Raw genomic sequence first — 18928 nt, 5'->3', positions numbered from 1 at the left:
CTTACTCTTTGAATAAAAAAGAGCCAATCCTTAAAAGATTCGCCCCGCAAGCAATCGCTAATTCAAAATCATCACTCATGCCCATTGAAAGAACGCTCGCATTTTTTATTTGGTCAAAAAGCTTTTTGGTGGTGATAAAGGATTTTTCAATTTTCTTTTCATCATCAGCATGAGCCCCTATACACATCAGCCCCTTAAGCTTGAGGTGCTTACAAGTTTCACTGATTTGAGAATAAGTTTCTAGCGCTTCTTCAGGCACCACCCCGCTTTTACTTTTCTCATACGCGCTATTAACCTGTAAAAGAGCGTTTAAATTGACGCCCAATATTTCGCAACGCTTTTCTATTTTTAGGGCGAGTTTTAAAGAGTCTAAAGAATGCAAAAGGGTGGGTTTTAAACTCAAAAGCGCATTGATTTTATTTTCTTGTAAAGAGCCTATCATGTGCCATTCAAGGGGCAAATGCTCTAAAGAATGCATTTTAGTTTTTAAATCTTGAACTTTATTTTCTCCAAAAGCCCTTTGAGAGCAGTTGTAGTAATGTTGGATAGCTTCTGGGGAAGCGTTTTTTGAAACAGCCACGATTTTGACAATATGGTGCCTTGAATAGGCGATGCGAGCCTTTTCTATTTTGGCGATGAGGGTATCAATTTTTTGGCGGTAATCTAACATAATTCTTCTTTATGGCTTCTTCTTTATAGATCTTCTTTGTGCGTGCTGAAAGAATGCGTGAGATGGAATTTTTGATTTAAAGTTTCAAAATCTTTTAAAAGCCCTTTCTTTTTCAAATTTTCTATGACTTCCATGGAACAATTGGTTTCTGCAGGCCATTCTCTAAAATGTTTATCCATAACGCCCTTATTGGTAGCGTCTATAAAAAAACAATGTTTAGAGATGAGGATATCACGCTTAGCGTCAATATTATTAACGATGCGCCATAACAGCATGTAAGGGTTGTTTAAATCGTTGCTGGTATGCTCTACAAAGATGACAATGCGTAAATGCTCTTCAAAACCGAGCAAGTTTTTAGCCAATTCAATGACGCTTTTGTCTTTCTTTTCCACGCTGATGATGCAAATGGGGTTACGGGTGTGCGGGTAATATTGCTTCAAAAGAACGATATTTGGCATTTTATCTTGTAAAAGCGCTAATAAGGCGTTATCGTTTAAAAGCGTGGGGTAGGGGGTATTGCTTTTAGAGGTCGCATCAATACCGAGTTTCCCCCCCATAGCGTATTCAGGGCTTGCATGATCTAAAGCGTCGCATATGCCTTGAGAGATGAGAATTTTTTCTTTAGAAAAATTTTCCAGTATATACTCAATGATAGTGTTGGTGTCTCTTAGATTGGGAGCGTCTTCATTGACAAAAATCGCATGTTTGACAAAACTCATCTGCCCCACACCCCAAAAAGCATGCATGACTTGTTTGGCATGAGCGTTATAGCGCGTGTGTATTTTGGCTAAAATCAAATTATGAAACACCCCATTTTCCGGCATGTAATAATCTATAAGATTGGGGGCGTTCATTTGAAGCAAGGGCAAGAACAAACGCTCAGTCAAATACCCCATGTATTTGTCTTCTAAAGGGGGCTTACCCACCACGGTGGCTAAGTAAATGGAATCTTTTTTATAGCTAATGGTTTTGACTTCTAAAACAGGGTAAGACTCAATAGGGGTGTAATAGCCCGTGTGATCCCCAAAAGGCCCTTCAAGCTCTAGTTTTTCGCAATCCACAAACCCTTCTATCACAATATCGCAATCCCTTGGCACGCTCAAAGAATTACTCAAGCATGGCATTACTTGCGCTTTTTTTCCTTTCATAAACCCATAGAGCATGAGTTCATAAACCCCATAAGGTAAGGGGGCTGTCGCGCACCATGTGTAGAGCAAATCCCCACCAATAGCGATACTGACAGGCATTTTGACTTTAGCCTTAGCGTATTCGTGGAAAAAGAGTTGGGAGTCTTTATGGATTTGCCAGTGCAAGCCTAAATGGTTTTTATCATAAACTTGCAAACGATACATGCCTAAATTCTTTTTTTTATGATCCAAGCTTTGGGTATAGACTTGCCCCATGGTGATAAAAGCCCCGCCATCTTTTTCCCAAGTTTTTAAAACGGGCAGATCCCACAAATTGACTTCTTTATCTTGCTTGATAATGAGATCTTTAGGGCGAGTGGTTTTTTTAGGGAAAATGTGTCTTAAATCCCATAAATCTTTTAAGACTTTCAAACCCTCAGTGAAATTTTTAGGAGCACTAAAGTGCAAGAACGCTTGCATGCGTTGTTGCAGGCTTTCTATAGGGGTTTTTAATAAAAGATCTAAGCGCTTGAAAGAGCCAAAAGCGTTCATTAAAACAGGCATGCCAAAGGTTTTGATCTGGTCATGCTCTTTTCTTATGGGTTGCGTGAATAAAAGGGCTTTGCCTCCATCAGGCTTTTTCGCTTCTATATACGCCAGATGAGCGATTTCCAAATCCACTTCAAGGGGGGTGTCAATGATTTCTAATTCATCATGTTTTTTTAAAAGCTTTAAAAAATCTCGCATCCAACTACCTTAAATAACCACATAATGAACGCTTAAGCATGCAGGAATGTTTTTAAGCTCTTCTAAAACTTCTAAAGAAACTTCTTCATCTACAATAATGAGTGCTAAAGCTTCTTTTTGCGTGTTGCGCCCCAAACGAAAATCAGCGATATTAATGCCATGCCTAGCGAACGCATTCCCCACACTCCCAATAACGCCTGGAATATCCGTATTCCTAAATAGAAGCATTTTACCTTTTGGCTCTATATCAATATGAAACCCATCAATCTCAGTGAGTTTTAAAATATCTTCTTCAAACACCGTGCCGCTCACGCTGATTGCGCCATTAGCTGCATTTAAAGTTAAAGAGAGCATGTTTTTATAGGGCGAAGCGCTTTCTTTAAGGCTAACCTTGATCTCAATGCCTCTTTCTTTAGCCACAAAGGGGGCGTTAATGTAATTGATTTTATCCCCTACAACAGGTTTTAACACCCCTACTAGCGTAAAAGCGACAAGGGCGTCTTTGAACTGGTTGATCTCCCCACAAAGACTGAGCTCAATTTTTTGGCACACGCCTTTATGGATTTGACTGGAAAAATAACCCAGTTTTTGCGCTAAATTCAAGTAGGCTTTTGCACTCGCATCAAAAGCTTGCATGGGTAAATTCAAAGCATGCGGGTGGCTTGAACCCCTTAAAGATTCCATAACCCCTTGAGCGGCTTGTTTGGAAATTTCTTCTTGGGATTCTAAAGTGTTTGCGCCAATATGGGGGGTCGCATAAACATTAGGCAAGTCTAAAAGCTTGTTATGAATGCCAGGCTCTTTAGAAAAGACATCAATGCCAAGCCAACGCACTTTTTTAGTTTCTAAAGCTTCATAAAGAGCGTCTTCATTATAAAGCCCCCCTCTAGCACAATTGATCAAAATAACCCCTTTTTTCATGCGTTCGATCTCTTTAGCGCCTATCATGTTAATGGTTTCTTTATTTTTAGGGGTGTGGATAGTGATCGCATCGCACTGCAAAATATCTTCAAAATTTTTTGTGTAAATGACCCCTAAATCAGTGGCTTTTGAAGAAGGGATATAAGGATCATAGGCTAGAACCTCCATTTCAAAAGCTTTTGCTCTAATGCCCACCCTAGAGCCAATATTCCCAAAACCAATGATTCCTAGTTTTTTATTTTTCAATTCCGTGCCATACCAATCTTCTCTTTTCCATAACCTTTGGTGTTTGATTTGATCGTTCGCGCAAGGGAATGAACGCACCGCATTGATCAAATGCGCCATCGTCAATTCCACAGCGGCAATCGTGTTAGCGGTAGGGATATTCATCACGACAATCCCTTTTTGAGAGCAACTTTCTAAATCAATATTATCTACTCCCACACCCGCTCTTACAATGGACTTTAAGTGGGTTAAGGGCTTTAAAAAATCGCTTGTGATAGGGGTCATGCTGCGAGTGATGAGCGCATCCATGGGGATGAGTTTCTCTAAAAGCTCCTTTTTGGGGCATTTGGAATAATCATGCAAGACAATGTCTTTTTGGGCTTCTAAGATTTGAATGCCTTTAGCATGAATGGGGTCGCAAATGGCTACTTGATACATTTTTATCCTTTGAATTTAAAAAACAGCATGATAGCGTATTTTATAATAGTCTAAATCAGCTAAAAAGCGTTCTTTTTTGTTTTCATCTAAATAGATGATGAGGTTGGGTTGGTTTTTGGTGCTATCGTAAGCGTAATCAATTTGTTCTTTTTTGAGGATTTCTTTTAAACACCACCATTGATAGTCCTTTAAATCCTTAATGATAAGCTTTGAATACTCCCTTTTTTTTTCTTCAAAAGGGATTTCAAAATGATGCTCTATAACAGGGTAATTGATAACTTCTTGCGTATCAAGGTTTTGAGAAAGAGCGTTATTGCGATCTTCTTCGTTATGGGGGGCTTTTTCATTATGAGAGACTTCATTAGGGCTATTTTCTTCTAGGTTGATGTCATGGCTTTTTGCATCTGTTTGAGAGAGATTTTTATCGGTATGAGAAATAGCGGGCATTTCTTCTTTAACGCTTAAAAACAAGTAGGTTAAAACGCCAAGAGCGACAGCTAGGGAAATAAAAGCAACAACACTCTTAAATCTCATGCCATTCTCATGCTTTTAAAATCGCTCTTTAGAGTTTTTCTTTAAGAATATCCCCTAAAGTCATTTTATCATCGCTCGTGTTAAAAGCTTGCAATTCTTCTTTTTCTTTTTTGCGTTCTAACCTATGCACAGAAGCACGCACCTTGTTGTTAGATTTTTCAATCGCAACCACCACGCATGTGATTTCTTGCCCTATTTTGATTTCATCTTTTTTCAAGGGGCTCAAATCTTCATTTTTAATCAGCACATCAATGCCATCAGCGTTAATGAAGACGCCAAAATCCTTAATACTCACTACTTTGCCTTGAATCACGCTGTCTGTTTTATGTTTTTGAGCGAATTCTTCTGTAGGGGAAGTAACTAGGTGTTTCGCGCTCAAAGAAATCTTTTTATCTTTTTTGTTGATTTTAAGGATTTTTACTTTGATCACATCGCCAATTTTATAGTGGTCTTTGCATTTTTTATCTTTATCCCAAAAAGCGTCGTGATTGTGGAGCAAACCATCCACCCCACCCAGATTCAAAAACGCCCCAAAATCCGTTAAAGTCGCTACTTTGCCTTCTAAAACATCCCCCACTTGGTGTTTAGATTCAAAAACATCAAAAGGCTTGTTAGTGAGTTGTTTTAAAGAAACCCTTAAACGGCGATTTTTTGGATCAATGTCAATAATTTTCACATCAATCTCTTGCCCCACGCTCAAATACTTGCTAGGGTGGCTGACATTTTTATCCCAAGAGATTTCAGAAACATGCAAAAAGCCTTCAATATCATTACCAATATCCACAAACGCCCCATAATTTTCAATATTGCTCACCACCACCTTAATGGCGTATCCGGGTTTTAGCTTGTCTTGGATCTCTTCCCATGGGTCTTCTATGGTCGCTTTTATGGAGAGTGAAAGGCGTCTTTTTTCTTCATCATAAGCGATGGCTTTGACACAGACTTCATCGCCCTCTTTGTAGTATTTTTCAGGGTTTACTGGTCCTTTATGGCTGATTTCAGAATAATGGACTAAACCCTCAACTCCCTTAACTTCTACAAAAATACCAAAAGGGGTGATCTGGCGCACAACCCCTAACACCGGCTCTGTAGCTTCTAACAATTCTTTAGAAACTTCAAGCTGTCGTTTGTCATTGACTTCAAAGAATCGTTTGCGAGAAATATTGATAGAATGGTTTTCCTTATCCACACGAATGATGCACGCTTTAATGCGTTTGCCGATATGGTTTGCGTCATTCTTTAAAGAAGAGTGCGAGCGGGAGAGAAAATACTCCACGCCTTGAGACTCCACGATATAACCCCCTTTATTCTTGCCTACAATCTTGCCTTCAATAATGGCGTTTTCATAGTTTTCGCCCAATTCTTCAATTTTGGCTTGAATCTTTTGTTGGGAAATGGCCTTTTTGTAGGAAACGCTAGGGTGTTCACCTTTTTCGGACACATGCACGATAATGGGGTCATTTTTTTGATACAGCAACTGCCCCTTTTCATCGGTGATCTCGCTCAAAGCCAAACGGCCTTCTGTCTTACCGCCCACGCTCACCATGGCATAACCATCATTCTCATTGATGGAAACGATTAGCCCTTCTTTGATAGTGCCTTTTTCTAGGGTTTCTTCTTTTTTTAAGAGTTCTGCGAAGTTTTCCTCCTCGTCATTAAAGTTCTGATCATCTGGTATCTTGCTCATTGACTGCCTTACTATAAAATAAATATAAAATCCTTAGGGGGTATTGTATCCTTTTTTGGCTTACAAAATCGTTTAAAAACTAACAATTAGCGGTTTTTTTAAAGAAAATTTTCAAAATGTGTTAAATCGTGCTGATTTTTTGCTTGACATTTTCTATAATCCAATCCGGCGTGGAAGCCCCAGCGGTAATCCCGCACAATTTTTTATCCTTAAACCACGCTAACTCTAATTCGTTTTCATCTTCTACCAAGTAGCTGTCTTCACAATGCTGTTTGGCGATGCTTAAGAGCTGTTTGGTGTTTGAAGAAGTTTTACCGCCCACGACTATCATAATATCCACTTCCTTACTCAGATCCAAAGCGGCTTTTTGGTTGTAAGAAGTTGCGTTACAAATCGTGTTAAAAATACGCACTTCAGTGCATCTTTCCACCAAATAGGAAGCGATTTGCAAGAGTTTTGGGGTCTGTTTGGTGGTTTGAGAAACTAAAGCCACTTTTCGTTGGAGCTTTTTTTCTTGCAACTCTTCTAACGAATTGATGACTAGAGCTTGGTTAGTGGCATAGCTTATCACGCCCTTGACTTCAGGGTGGTTAATATCTCCAAAAAGCACGATTTGATACCCTTCTTTGCTCATGGATTCCACAATCTGTTGAGGCTTGATCACATACGGGCAAGTCGCATCAGTGATTTTGACCCCCTTATTTTTCAAGTATTCTAAATCCTGCTTAGGAATGCCATGGGTTCTTATGATCACGCTTTTATTTTTAGGGATTTTTTTAGGATCTTCTTCAATTTTCACATTGAAGTTTTTTTCCAAACGATTGATTTCTTTAGCGTTATGAATGAGCGAGCCAAAAATCAAGCTGTTTTGATTTTTTTCAGCGATTTGTATCGCTCTTTTGACGCCAAAACAAAAACCATAATCCTTAGCCATTTTAATTTCCATTAAGACTCCCTTTTTTGAATTGATTGAGTAGGTGTTTGAATTGCGGGAAAGAAATGTTTGCGCATTCTAAATTATCAATTTCTAAAGGCAACGCTAAAGTTAAAACAGCAAAACTCATCGCAATCCTGTGATCATTGAAGCTTTTGATAAGGGGGGGTTTAATCCTAGAAAAATGCTGTTTTAATGGGCTTATATCTTCTAATCCCTCTATATAAAACCCGTCTTCAAACTCTTCGCACTCAATCCCTAAAGCTTTGAAATTAGAAACAACCGCTTTAATCCTATCGCTTTCTTTAGCCCGTAAATCTTTAGCGTTTTTAACCATGCTTTTGCCTTTTGCAAAAAGCATAGCGATACTCAAAGCGGGGATTTCATCAATAAGACTGGCGATATTTTGATCAATACTGATCGCTTTTAAAGGGGCATGCTCTATGTAAATATCGCCAATAATTTCTAAATCTTTGGATTGAATCGCATACTCTATGGAAGCGCCCATTTTTTTTAACACTTCAAAAGCTTCTATGCGAGTGGGGTTGAGCAAGACATTTTTTAAAAGAAGGCGGCTTTTTGGTGTAATCGCGCAAGCGAGGGCGAAAAAAAACGCGCTAGACGGATCATTAGCTATCGTAAAATCAAAAGCTTCTAGGGGTTTTTCTAGGGGTGAAATTGTTAAAACGCCGTCTTGATTGTGAATCTTAGCTCCCAAACTTTTAAGCATGATTTCTGTGTGGTTACGGCTAAGCTCGCTTTCTTTATAAGCGCTTGCGCCTTGAGCTTGCAAAGCGCTTAAAATAAAAGCGCTTTTGACTTGAGCTGAAGCGATAGGGCTTTCATAATGGCAAGCTTTTAAAGGACTCCCTAAGATCACTAAGGGGGCGAAATGGTTATCCTCTCTCCCTAAAATTTTTGCTCCAAAAGCTTTCAAAGGCTCAATGATTCTTTTCATGGGGCGTGCGTTTAAGGAATTGTCCCCGCTTAAAACAAAAAGGCCTTTTTGAGCGCTTAAAAGCCCACTGTATAAACGCATACTGGTGCCAGAATTGTTGCAATTTAAAATCTTACTGGGCTCTTTTATAGTCGTTGGGGGTGTGATTTTAAAAGAATTTTTTGCGGTATTTTCCACTTTAGCCCCTAAATTTTGAGCGATTTCCAAAGAGCTTAAACAATCTTCTCCCATTAAAAAATTCCGCACGAAACAAGGCTTTTGAGCGAGTAGGCTAAAAATAACGGCTCTGTGTGAGAGCGATTTATCGCTAGCGTTAATGTCAAGCTCTATCACATGTTATCCTTTATATTACCCTTTAAGGCGGGCGTTAAATTCTTTTTCTAAAATTTCAAGCGCTTTTTGCACGGCTGAATTGACCTCTTCATCGTTCAGGGTTTTTTTTAAAGAATGGATCACACAACGCACGCTTAAGGCTATGGTGTTATCGCTTTCTTTAAAAATATCAAGGGGTAGAATCTCGCTTAAATTAGGGATTTGAGCGTCTTTTAGGGCTTTTTTAATCTTGCTAAAAGCGGTGTTTTCATCAATGATGAGAGTCAAATCCCTCACACTGCTAGGGTAAATGCTAAAGGGTTTTAATAGCATGGCGGGGCGTTTGAGTTTAGAAGCATCTATCTCAGCGTAATAGCTTTCAAACAAATCTAATTCCTGGATCACTTTAGGGTGGATTTTAGCGATTACGCCTATGTTTTCATTGTTTTGAATGATTTTAGCGCTCTGGTAGGGGTGGTTAATGGGGGTTTGAGCGGTTAGTTTTTCCAGGCTAAAATCCCCTATAACTTTTGAAACGCATTCAGCGAAAGAATAAAAATCCCAAGCCTTGCCCTTAGCGTCAGGGTAGCTTTCTTTTTTTTGTAAGCCGCTTACTAAAAAGCCTAGTTTTTGGATCTCTTCTCTTTTAGCGTTATACACGCTCCCTTTTTCATAAAGGGCGATGCTTTTAAACCCTAAATTTTTATTCCTTAAACTAGCGTCTAAAAGCCCGCAAACAAGGCTCGTTCTCAGGGTGTTTAACTCCGTTGTGATAGGGTTTTGTAATTCTAGGAGATCTTCTAAAACTTCAAAGCCTAGTTTTTGCTGTTTTTCTTTAGAATAAAACACGTAATGAATGACTTCTTTAAAACCGCAAGCGAGAGCCTTGTGTTTAAGGTTTTCAAAAAAGCGGTGCGTGTCATAATGGGGGTTTGAATTTTTGCTACTAACACAATTAAGGGGCTTTGAGGCTAGATTATCAATCCCTACAAAGCGCAAAATTTCTTCAGCAATATCTTGGATCGTTTTAATGTCATGCCTGAAATTTGGTGCAATAACCTCTAAAATTTGGGGTTTTGAGTTTGGCTCTTTTACGCTGACTTTAAAGCCTAAATTTTTTAAAATGCTTTGAATTTTTTCTTTCTCTACAGCAAGCCCCAAAATTTCGGTAATGTCTTCAAGTTGGAATGTAAGGGCACGATCCTTTAAAGAATACTCAGTTTGTATGCTTTCTAAAATCGTGGCTTTCAAATGAGCGCTTAAAAAATTCAAGCCGTCTGATAGATTAGGGTTACTCCCCCTAGCGCTCCTATAAATAAGGGCGTTGTCTTTTTGAAGCGTTTTATCTTTTAGAGCGTGTAATTTTAAAGACAGGCTAATCGGATCAATATAACTCGCCTCTAAAAGCAAACACTCGCTCAAATCTTTTTGATCTTGATGCTTGATAGCGATCGTGGAGCGTTTTTGATGGTTGATATAAACGCTTTCAAGATTATTTTCATCGTTTTTCACGCTCAAATCCATAGGGGTTTTATTCAGGCTATAAGCGTTCATTATTACCCCACTAAAATGTGCGCTAAATTCTATGAAATTGTTTAGGTCGTTTTCGCTTAAGGCATTATTGTGAGCGAGCGAAAGTTTGATATTTAAAGGGGTTTTTAAAGAATGGTTGCAAATCAAATAATAAGCCAGATGCGATTCAATATTTTTACCCACGCTAAGCGTGATCAAATCGCTTTTGGGTGTAAAATTTAAAGCCTTAATGGGTTTTAGGGGCGTGTGATAAAAGGCGCTAATTTCTCTAGCAATACCTAAAACGCTCAAGCAATCCCCACGATTGGGGGTCAATGAAATTTCTAAAACATGCGTGTTGAAAGGGGCGTATTCGTTTAATTCTTTCCCCAAAACCAACTCCCCAACGCTCTCATCTAATTCCAAGATGCCATCATTGATTTTAGGGAAGCCTAATTCAGCACTAGAGCAAATCATGCCATGGCTTTCAACCCCCCTAAGCTCCGTTTTAGCGATTGTGGTTGAGCCGATTAACGCCCCGTTTAAAGCGACTGGCGCAAATTGGTTTGGCGCGACATTTTTAGCCCCACACACGATTGGCAACACTTCTTTACCCACATCCACTTGACACACGCTGAGTTTTTCGGCGTTTTTGTGGGGGGCTTTTTCTAAAACCTTACCCACAACCACATTTTTAGGAGCGATACAAGGGATACAGCTTTCCACTTCTAAACCTAAGCAGCTCAAATCCTCACAGAGTTTGGCTATATCTTTAGGCGTATTGACAAAAACATTCAAATCATTGACGCTCAGTTTCATTAAAAGCTCTCCAACACTCTTAAATCAGTTTCAAAAAAACTGCGTAAATCATTGATTTGACAAGTCAGCATGGCCAATCTTTCAATCCCCATGCCAAAAGCAAACCCGCTCACGCTCTCATACCCTATGGCTTCAAACACCGCATTATTGACCATGCCACAGCCCAACACTTCCAACCAGCCTGTGTGCGAGCAAACCCTACAGCCTTCTTGCTTGCAAAACACGCAGCTAATATCCACTTCAGCGCTTGGCTCTGTGAAAGGGAAAAAGCTAGAACGCCACCTTAATTTCACGCCGCCAAAGAAATAATGCAAAAAGTCTTCGATCACGCCCTTTAAGTGCGTGAAACGGATATTCCCTTTTTGATCCACGACAAGCCCTTCAATTTGATGGAACATGGGCGTGTGGGTCAAATCATAATCGCGCCTAAAGGTTTCGCCTAAACAAATCATCTTAATGGGTGGGGTTTGTTCTTGCATGGTGTGGATTTGAACGGGCGAAGTGTGGGTCCTTAAAAGCTTGTGATCTTTAAAATAAAAAGTGTCTTGCATGTCCCTTGCAGGATGGTAGGGGGGCAAGTTTAAAGCGCTGAAATTATGGAAATCATCTTCCACCAAAGAGCCGATTTCAAGCTTGTATCCTAATGGGGTAAAAAATTCAATGATTTTATTTTTAGTGTGATTTAAAGGGTGAGAAGAGCTTGTTTTAATAGCGTTAAACAAACTCACATCAATTTTTTCTTTTTTCAAGCGTTCTTCTAATTCAAGCTCTAAAATCGCCTTTTTTTTCAACTCAAAGGCCTTTTCAAACGCTTGTTTATAATGGTGGATTTCTTTAGCAAAGGCGTTTTTTTCTTCGCCGTTGAGATTTTTGAGCTGGTTGAATTTATCCGCAAAAACCCCTTTTTTACCCAAAGCACTCAAGCGCACTTCTTCTAACTCTTTGCTATTAGTAACCTTTTCTAATCGCTCTATTAAGGTGTGCAATAACGATCCTTATATTTTATTTTTAAAAAGCTATAATACAACTTTAATAAAAGAAAAACCTTAAAAGGGAGCAAAAAAGCATGAATGTGTTTGAAAAAATAATCCAAGGCGAAATCCCTTGTTCTAAGATTTTAGAAAATGAGCGTTTTTTATCCTTTTATGACATTAACCCTAAAGCTAAAGTGCATGCGTTAGTGATCCCCAAACAAAGCATTCAGGATTTTAATGGCATCACCCCAGAGCTTATGGCGCAAATGACAAGTTTTATTTTTGAAGTGGTGGAAAAATTAGGCATCAAAGAAAAGGGCTACAAGCTTTTAACCAATGTGGGTAAAAACGCAGGCCAAGAGGTGATGCATTTGCATTTTCATATTTTAAGCGGGGATAAACATTAAAAGCGTTGGTGGTATTTTGTGCAAGCGTTTTTAAATAGGAGTTTTGCCCCCTTACTCAATCCTAATGAGAGCCCTTTAGAGCAGGTTAGATCTAGCATTATTTTAAAAAAAGGGGTGTCTTATTTTGACTGGGGGGCTTCGGGTTTAGCGAGCGCTTTAGTGGAAAAGCGCGTGAAATCTTTACTGCCTTATTACGCGAACGCTCATTCTGTGGCTTCTAAACATGCGATTTTAATGGGCATGCTTTTAAAAGAGTGCCAAGAAAAGTTAAAGTGCTCTTTAAATTTGAGCGATGATCATTGCGTCTTGAGCGCGGGGTATGGGGCGAGCTCAGCGATTAAGAAATTTCAAGAAATTTTAGGGGTGTGTATCCCTTCAAAAACGAAGAAAAATTTAGAGCCGTATTTGAAAGATATGGCTTTAAAGCGTGTGATTGTAGGGCCTTATGAGCATCATTCTAATGAAATTAGCTGGCGTGAAGGCTTGTGTGAAGTGGTGCGTATCCCTTTAAATAAACATGGCTTATTGGATTTAGAAATTTTAGAGCAAATTTTAAAAAAATCCCCTAACAGCTTGGTTTCTATGAGCGCGGCTTCTAATGTAACCGGACTGCTTACGCCTTTAAAAGAAGTTTCATCATTGTGTGAGAAATATAAGGCCGCTTTGGCTTTGGATTTAGCGAATTTTAGCGCGCATGCTAACCCTAAAGATTGCAAATACCAAACCGGTTTTTATGCGCCTCATAAGCTTTTAGGGGGCATTGGAGGGTGCGGTCTTTTAGGCATTTCTAAAGATTTGATTGACACGCAAATCGCCCCGAGTTTTAGTGCAGGGGGCGTGATTAAATACGCTAATTGCACACGGCATGAATTTATTGATGAATTGCCTTTGAGGGAGGAGTTTGGCACGCCAGGATTGTTGCAATTTTACAGGAGCGCTCTAGCGTATCAATTAAGAGATGAATGCGGTTTGGATTTTATCCACAAGAAAGAAAACAACCTTTTAAGAGTGCTCATGCATGGCTTAAAAGACTTGCCCGCTATTAATATCTATGGGAATTTAACAGCGAGTCGTGTGGGGGTAGTGGCTTTTAATATTGGAGGGATTTCGCCCTATGATTTAGCGAGGGTTTTAAGCTATGAATACGCTATTGAAACCCGGGCAGGTTGCTCTTGCGCGGGGCCTTATGGGCATGATTTATTGAATCTTAACGCTCAAAAGTCAAGCGATTTTAACACCAAACCCGGATGGCTTAGAGTGAGCTTGCACTTCACGCATTCTATAAATGATATTGATTATTTGCTAGACAGCTTGAAAAAAGCGGTTAAAAAATTGCGTTAAGCTAAAACTATTTTTAAGGAAAAATTTGGATATTTTAGATTTGAATAAAGCGCAAGCGGTGCAACAAAATGAGCAAGAGATAGAGGATAGAGAGCGAGAGTCTAAAGAGCCGGTGGTTTTAGAAGATTTGAGCGCTTTAGCATGGATTGAATTAGAAGAGTTTAGCCGCCTTTCAGGGCTTCCTAAAGAAAGGATCTTAGAATTAGTGAATATCGGTAAAATTAAAAGCAAAATAAGCGACAACAAGCTTTTAATTGATGCGAGCAGCGGGACAAACGCTTTAATCAAAAAGGTAGAAAATAATTTGATTTCTATGGATATGAACGGGCGTTCTTTAGAGCCTGTGTTTGTGGAAAAGACCATTAACACGATTTTAAATTTGCATGATAAAGTCATTAGCGCTAAAGATGAAACGATTTCAGCCTTTAAAAATGAAAACATGTTTTTAAAAGACGCTTTAATCTCTATGCAAGAAGTCTATGAAGAAGATAAAAAAACCATTGATCTTTTGCGCGATGAACTCAATCAAGCGAGGGAAGAAATTGAATTTATGAAGAGGAAATACCGCTTGATGTGGGGGAAAGTCGCTGACATGAGCAGCGTGAATAAAAAGTAGTTTTCAATTAACGCCCATGCTGAGGGCTTATTAGCGGTAATTTTAGGTGAATATGTGTTAGAATTTGGGGTGTTTTAACAGAATGCAAGCTTGAAGGAGAACCATGTCCGTTTCACGCAGAAGTATCCTAACAAAAATCCCACTCGCGCTCGCTAGCGCTAATGTTTTGAAGCTGTTGGTGTTTTTGAAAAAGTAGAATCCATTCCGCATGCAACGCATTTTGGCCCCTTTATCGCAAAGGTTCAAAATGGAGTGGTTAAAGATATTGTCCCTCAAAAGAGCGATTATAACCCTACTATGATGTTAAAAGCGATGGCAGATAGGGTGTATTCAGATAGTAGGGTGAAGTATCCTTGCGTGCGTAAGAGCTTTTTAGAAAACAAAAAAACCACAAAGAATTGCGAGGGAGAGAAGAGTTTGTGCGCGTGAGTTGGAATGTGGCGTTGGATTTAGCGGCTAAAAAGCTTAAAGAAATCCCTAAAGAAAACATCTATAATGCCAGTTATGGTGGTTGGGGGCATGCGGGCAGTTTGCATCGTTGTCATCATTTAGCATGGCGTTTTTTTAACACGACTTTAGGGGGGGCTATTGGCACTGATGGGGAATATAGTAATGGCACGGCCGCAAGAATAAACCCTATGATTGTAGGGGATATGGAAGTTTATTCGCAACAAACCACGCATGAAGAGATGATTGAAAATTGTAAGGTGTATGTCATGTGGGGGGCGGATTTATTCAAGTGCAACCGCATTGATTATTTTGTGCCAAACCATGTCAATGACAGCTACTACCCTAAAGTATAAAAGAGCCGGTATTAAATTCATTAGTATTGATCCCATTTATACCGAAACCGCTCAAGCCTTTAACGCTGAATGGATACCCATTCGCCCTAACACTGACGTAGCGTTAATGCTAGGCATGATGTATTATCTTTATACAAGCAATCAATACGATAAAGAGTTTATCGCTAAATACACTGATGGTTTTGATAAATTTTTACCCTATTTGCTAGGAGAGAGCGATAAGGTGCCTAAGACTTTAGAATGGGCGTCTCAAATCACTGGAGTGAGCGCAGAAAAAATCAAAGAATTAGCGGATTTATTTGTCTCTAAGCGCACTTTTTTAGCGGGTAATTGGGCCATGCAAAGAGCTCAGCATGGCGAGCAACCGGATTGGGCGTTAATTGTTTTAGCTAGTATGATTGGTCAAGTGGGCTTATCGGGTGGGGGCTTTGGCTTTTCTATGCATTATGGAGGAAACGCTCAAGCGAGCTCTGGGGCAAGAATTGTTCCTATGATTTCGCAAGGGCATAATTCTGTAAAAAGCGTTATTCCAGCATCTAGAGTTTCTGAAGCGATTTTGAATCCGGATAAAGAAATTGATTTTATGGGTAAAAAACTCAAATTACCTAAAATCAAAATGATCTACAATTGCGGGACGGATTTGTTAGGGCATGAAGCTGATACAAACGAGCTGATTCGTGCTTTAAGGACCTTAGATTGCGTGATCGTGCATGAGCCTTGGTGGACGCCTACAGCGAAATTTGCTGATATTGTCTTTGCTTCCACTAGCACTATGGAAAGAGATGATATTACTTTTGGAGGGAGCTATTCTAAGAATGTGATTTATGCCATGCGTAAGGTAATAGAGCCTGTTTATGAATCCAAAGACGATTATGAGATTTTCAGACAGCTCGCTTTACGCATTGGTGGCAATGAAACAGAGCAGAAATTCACTGAATCTAAGAGTTACATGGAATGGATTAAGAGCCTTTATGAAAAAAGCGATGGCCCTACTTTGAAATCGTTTGATCAGTTTTGGAGGGATGGCTTTGTGGAGTTTGAAATCCCTGAAAATGCGAGAAAGTTTGTGCGTCATGCGAAATTCAGGCAAGACCCTATCGCTAACAAGCTAGATACAGAGAGCGGGAAAATTCAAATTTTTTCTCAAAAATGCGCGGATTTTAAACTGGCTGATTTTAAAGGGCATCCAACTTGGTTTGAGCCAGCTGAGTGGCTAGGCTCTAAAATGGCTGAGACTTATCCGTTCCATTTAATCTCTCCGCACCCAAAATACCGTGTCAATTCACAGCTTGATAACACTTGGGTTAGGAATGTGTATAAAATTCAAGGCAGAGAGCCTGTGATGATCAACGAACGAGACGCTAATAAATTAGGCATTAGGCATGGTGAAATTGTAGAAGTGTTTAACGCTAGAGGGAGGTTGTTGGCAGGGGCGTTTGTAACTAAGAATATCCGTCAAGGGGTTTTGAGTATCCAAAAAGGGGCGTGGTATGACCCAGAAGATGTGGGGGGTTTAGAAACCCACGATGCAATGCAGGGCATGTGAATACGCTCACTTCTTTACGCCCCACAAGCAGCATGACACAAGCCATTTCAGCCAATACCGCCTTAGTTAATATCAGAAAACTCAGAAGGTATGAATTAGTCAAGCCCTATCATTCCATTTCAACACCAAGCATTATTGGGGCTTAAAAGGAGTGAAAATACTAGCACGAGAGTGTTTTAGAAAGACTTAAGCGCTAAAGACTTGAGTGCTAGCCAAGCTAAAGCGTAATTCTCAATTTTTATATTATAATACCCAATCAATGCGTTTAATTTCTGTTTTCAATATTGATGCTTATAAGGATAAAAGATGAATATTTTTCAAACGAGTTTGAAATGTTGCGTGGGATTAGCTTTATCTATGGGGGTCTTATTAGGGGATTCCAAAGCCTTTAAGGTTAGGGTGGATAAAAGTTTAACCCCGCCCTTTTTGAATGTGCTTTCATTAGCTTTTAAACAAGACATGAGAAAAGAGATCGTTTTTGTTTTCACCAAAAGCAATAAGTTGAGTAAAAAAGTGCTTTGTGATTTTGACGCTTTTTTATTGCCTGAGACTCTGATGAGCGGCATGCCTGAAAAAGCGCTATTCCATAAGGAGTTTTTATTCCAGTCTAAAGAAAGTAAGACGCTCTATGCGTTTTCGCTGATTGATACTCAATATTGCTCAAAAGGTGGAAATTACAGATACGAATTAGAAAAATTAGAACGCTGGTTTGTGCAAAAAGTGCCTGAGTTAGCTGAGAACTACAGAGTGGATTATAAGAGCCAGTATGATAAAACACAAGCAAAGATAAAGAATGAGCGATGATTTTAGTATTAGATTTTGGGAGCCAATACACACAGCTGATTGCTAGAAGATTGAGAGAGAGCGGGATTTATGCAGAAATAATCCCTTTTTTTGAAAGCATAGAAAACATTCAAAAAAAAGCCCCTAAAGGTTTGATTTTGAGTGGGGGGCCAGCGAGCGTGTATGCTAAAGACGCTTACAAGCCTAGCGAGAAAATCTTTGATTTGGATTTGCCGATTTTAGGGATTTGCTACGGCATGCAGTATTTGGTGGATTTTTTTGGGGGGGTAGTGGCTTGTGCGAACGAGCAAGAATTTGGTAAGGCTGTTTTAGAAATCACTCAAGATTCTGTGATTTTTGAAGGCGTGAAAACCAAAAGCCTTGTGTGGATGAGCCATATGGATAAAGTCATAGAATTGCCTAAAGGCTTCACTACCCTTGCAAAAAGTCCTAATTCCCCCCATTGCACGATTGAAAACGGCAAGATTTTTGGCTTGCAATTCCACCCAGAAGTCATTCAAAGCGAAGAAGGGGGTAAGATTTTAGAAAATTTTGCCCTTTTGGTTTGTGGCTGTGAAAAAACTTGGGGGATGCAGCATTTCGCTCAAAGAGAAATGGCGCGATTGAAAGAAAAAATTGCTAACGATAAGGTTTTGTGCGCAGTGAGTGGGGGCGTGGATTCTACGGTGGTCGCTACGCTATTATACAGAGCCATTAAGGATAATTTGATCGCTGTTTTTGTGGATCATGGCTTGTTGCGTAAAAATGAAAAAGAAAGGGTGCAAGCGATGTTTAAAGACTTGCAAATCCCTTTAAACACGATAGACGCTAAAGAAATCTTTTTGTCTAAATTAAAGGGCGTGAGCGAGCCTGAATTGAAGCGAAAAATCATCGGTGAAACCTTTATTGAAGTGTTTGAAAAAGAAGCCAAGAGGCACCATTTAAAAGGCAAAATTGAGTTTTTAGCCCAAGGCACTTTATACCCTGATGTGATTGAATCCGTGAGCGTTAAAGGGCCTTCAAAAGTGATCAAAACCCACCATAATGTGGGCGGACTGCCTGAATGGATGGACTTTAAACTCATAGAGCCTTTAAGGGAATTGTTTAAAGATGAGGTGCGTTTGTTGGGTAAAGAATTGGGCATTAGCCAGGATTTTTTAATGCGCCACCCCTTTCCAGGACCTGGACTTGCGATAAGGATTTTAGGCGAAGTCAGCGAGAGTAAGATCAGATGCTTGCAAGAAGCGGATTTTATTTTTATAGAAGAGCTTAAAAAGGCCAATTTGTATGACAAGGTTTGGCAGGCTTTTTGCGTGCTATTGAATGTCAATTCTGTGGGGGTTATGGGGGATAATCGCACTTATGAAAACGCTATTTGTTTAAGAGCGGTAAATGCGAGCGATGGCATGACAGCGAGCTTTTCATTTTTAGAGCATTCTTTTTTAGAAAAGGTTTCTAATCGTATCACTAATGAAGTGAGCGGTATCAATAGAGTGGTGTATGATATCACCTCTAAGCCACCAGGAACGATTGAATGGGAATGATTATCCGTAAAAATAGAGATAAAAAGTGGG

At 39.5% G+C, this 18928-nt stretch carries 13 protein-coding genes and 2 pseudogenes; 6 read left to right on the top strand and 9 right to left on the bottom strand.

Translation table 11 applies throughout. The features are described 5' to 3' along the window. Nucleotide 1: 1 nt before the first annotated feature. The 9 genes and pseudogenes from DBU79_RS06325 to pheS all read right to left on the bottom strand — a co-directional run bounded on the left by DBU79_RS06325 (nucleotide 2) and on the right by pheS (nucleotide 11870). Nucleotides 2-670, bottom strand: coding sequence for a YggS family pyridoxal phosphate-dependent enzyme (locus DBU79_RS06325; protein WP_154411894.1), 669 nt, complete (start codon nucleotides 668-670; stop codon nucleotides 2-4). After that, a pseudogene (locus DBU79_RS06320) lies at nucleotides 645-2544 on the bottom strand (menaquinone biosynthesis decarboxylase). Before DBU79_RS06320 ends, DBU79_RS06325 begins: the two are co-directional and overlap by 26 nt. Before the next feature lie 9 nt (nucleotides 2545-2553). Beyond that, entirely contained in the window at nucleotides 2554-4128 is a 1575-nt protein-coding gene (serA, locus tag DBU79_RS06315) for a phosphoglycerate dehydrogenase (RefSeq protein ID WP_154411892.1), read from the bottom strand. A 15-nt stretch (nucleotides 4129-4143) separates the two neighbouring features. Beyond that, a complete protein-coding gene (locus DBU79_RS06310; protein WP_154411891.1) occupies nucleotides 4144-4662 on the bottom strand; it encodes a hypothetical protein in 519 nt (172 codons plus the stop codon). A 28-nt stretch (nucleotides 4663-4690) separates the two neighbouring features. Then, nucleotides 4691-6349 carry a 30S ribosomal protein S1 gene (locus tag DBU79_RS06305; RefSeq protein WP_154411890.1) on the bottom strand — a complete coding sequence of 553 codons (1659 nt, stop codon included), beginning with the start codon at nucleotides 6347-6349 and terminating at the stop codon, nucleotides 4691-4693. A 121-nt stretch (nucleotides 6350-6470) separates the two neighbouring features. Then, nucleotides 6471-7295, bottom strand: coding sequence for a 4-hydroxy-3-methylbut-2-enyl diphosphate reductase (locus DBU79_RS06300; RefSeq protein WP_000403560.1), 825 nt, complete (start codon nucleotides 7293-7295; stop codon nucleotides 6471-6473). Next, a complete protein-coding gene (gene aroA, locus DBU79_RS06295; RefSeq protein ID WP_154411889.1) occupies nucleotides 7285-8574 on the bottom strand; it encodes a 3-phosphoshikimate 1-carboxyvinyltransferase in 1290 nt (429 codons plus the stop codon). Before aroA ends, DBU79_RS06300 begins: the two co-directional genes overlap by 11 nt. A gap of 15 nt (nucleotides 8575-8589) precedes the next feature. Beyond that, complete coding sequence (gene pheT, locus DBU79_RS06290) at nucleotides 8590-10884, bottom strand: phenylalanine--tRNA ligase subunit beta (RefSeq protein ID WP_154411888.1); 2295 nt, start codon at nucleotides 10882-10884, stop codon at nucleotides 8590-8592. Continuing rightward, nucleotides 10884-11870 (bottom strand): phenylalanine--tRNA ligase subunit alpha, encoded by a 987-nt coding sequence (gene pheS / locus DBU79_RS06285; RefSeq protein ID WP_154411887.1) that lies wholly within the window; start codon nucleotides 11868-11870, stop codon nucleotides 10884-10886. The genes pheT and pheS overlap by 1 nt, the downstream gene beginning before the upstream one ends. Nucleotides 11871-11950: 80 nt before the next feature. Between pheS and DBU79_RS06280 the strand changes: the two genes are divergently transcribed. From DBU79_RS06280 to guaA, 6 genes and pseudogenes are all read left to right on the top strand, one after another. Beyond that, nucleotides 11951-12265, top strand: a complete 315-nt coding sequence (locus tag DBU79_RS06280; RefSeq protein WP_001100349.1) for a histidine triad nucleotide-binding protein — start codon at nucleotides 11951-11953, stop codon at nucleotides 12263-12265. A gap of 18 nt (nucleotides 12266-12283) precedes the next feature. Next, on the top strand, nucleotides 12284-13606 hold the full coding sequence (locus DBU79_RS06275) for an aminotransferase class V-fold PLP-dependent enzyme (protein ID WP_154411886.1): 1323 nt from the start codon (nucleotides 12284-12286) through the stop codon (nucleotides 13604-13606). 25 nt (nucleotides 13607-13631) lie between these two features. Next, complete coding sequence (locus DBU79_RS06270) at nucleotides 13632-14222, top strand: DUF3972 domain-containing protein (RefSeq protein ID WP_154411885.1); 591 nt, start codon at nucleotides 13632-13634, stop codon at nucleotides 14220-14222. 103 nt (nucleotides 14223-14325) lie between these two features. Further along, a pseudogene (locus tag DBU79_RS08015) lies at nucleotides 14326-16717 on the top strand (molybdopterin guanine dinucleotide-containing S/N-oxide reductase). Nucleotides 16718-16877: 160 nt separating this feature from the next. Further along, nucleotides 16878-17375 carry a hypothetical protein gene (locus tag DBU79_RS06250; RefSeq protein ID WP_154411884.1) on the top strand — a complete coding sequence of 166 codons (498 nt, stop codon included), beginning with the start codon at nucleotides 16878-16880 and terminating at the stop codon, nucleotides 17373-17375. After that, a complete protein-coding gene (gene guaA, locus DBU79_RS06245) occupies nucleotides 17372-18898 on the top strand; it encodes a glutamine-hydrolyzing GMP synthase (protein WP_154411883.1) in 1527 nt (508 codons plus the stop codon). The genes DBU79_RS06250 and guaA overlap by 4 nt, the downstream gene beginning before the upstream one ends. Nucleotides 18899-18928 lie beyond the last annotated feature (30 nt).

This window comes from Helicobacter pylori, from assembly GCF_009689985.1.
GTDB classification, from domain to species: Bacteria; Campylobacterota; Campylobacteria; order Campylobacterales; family Helicobacteraceae; genus Helicobacter; species Helicobacter pylori_CG.
The sequence above is the reverse complement of the archived record's forward strand: the minus strand, read 5'-3'. Positions and strand labels throughout refer to the sequence as shown.

What these genes read in the sequence shown, in the direction of transcription:
- DBU79_RS06325 (WP_154411894.1), bottom strand. Translation starts at nt 670, where the DNA reads ATGTTAGATTACCGCCAAAAAATTGATACCCTCATCGCCAAAATAGAA.
- serA (WP_154411892.1), bottom strand. Translation starts at nt 4,128, where the DNA reads ATGTATCAAGTAGCCATTTGCGACCCCATTCATGCTAAAGGCATTCAA.
- DBU79_RS06310 (WP_154411891.1), bottom strand. Translation starts at nt 4,662, where the DNA reads ATGAGATTTAAGAGTGTTGTTGCTTTTATTTCCCTAGCTGTCGCTCTT.
- DBU79_RS06305 (WP_154411890.1), bottom strand. Translation starts at nt 6,349, where the DNA reads ATGAGCAAGATACCAGATGATCAGAACTTTAATGACGAGGAGGAAAAC.
- DBU79_RS06300 (WP_000403560.1), bottom strand. Translation starts at nt 7,295, where the DNA reads ATGGAAATTAAAATGGCTAAGGATTATGGTTTTTGTTTTGGCGTCAAA.
- pheT (WP_154411888.1), bottom strand. Translation starts at nt 10,884, where the DNA reads ATGAAACTGAGCGTCAATGATTTGAATGTTTTTGTCAATACGCCTAAA.
- DBU79_RS06280 (WP_001100349.1), top strand. Translation starts at nt 11,951, where the DNA reads ATGAATGTGTTTGAAAAAATAATCCAAGGCGAAATCCCTTGTTCTAAG.
- DBU79_RS06250 (WP_154411884.1), top strand. Translation starts at nt 16,878, where the DNA reads ATGAATATTTTTCAAACGAGTTTGAAATGTTGCGTGGGATTAGCTTTA.
- guaA (WP_154411883.1), top strand. Translation starts at nt 17,372, where the DNA reads ATGATTTTAGTATTAGATTTTGGGAGCCAATACACACAGCTGATTGCT.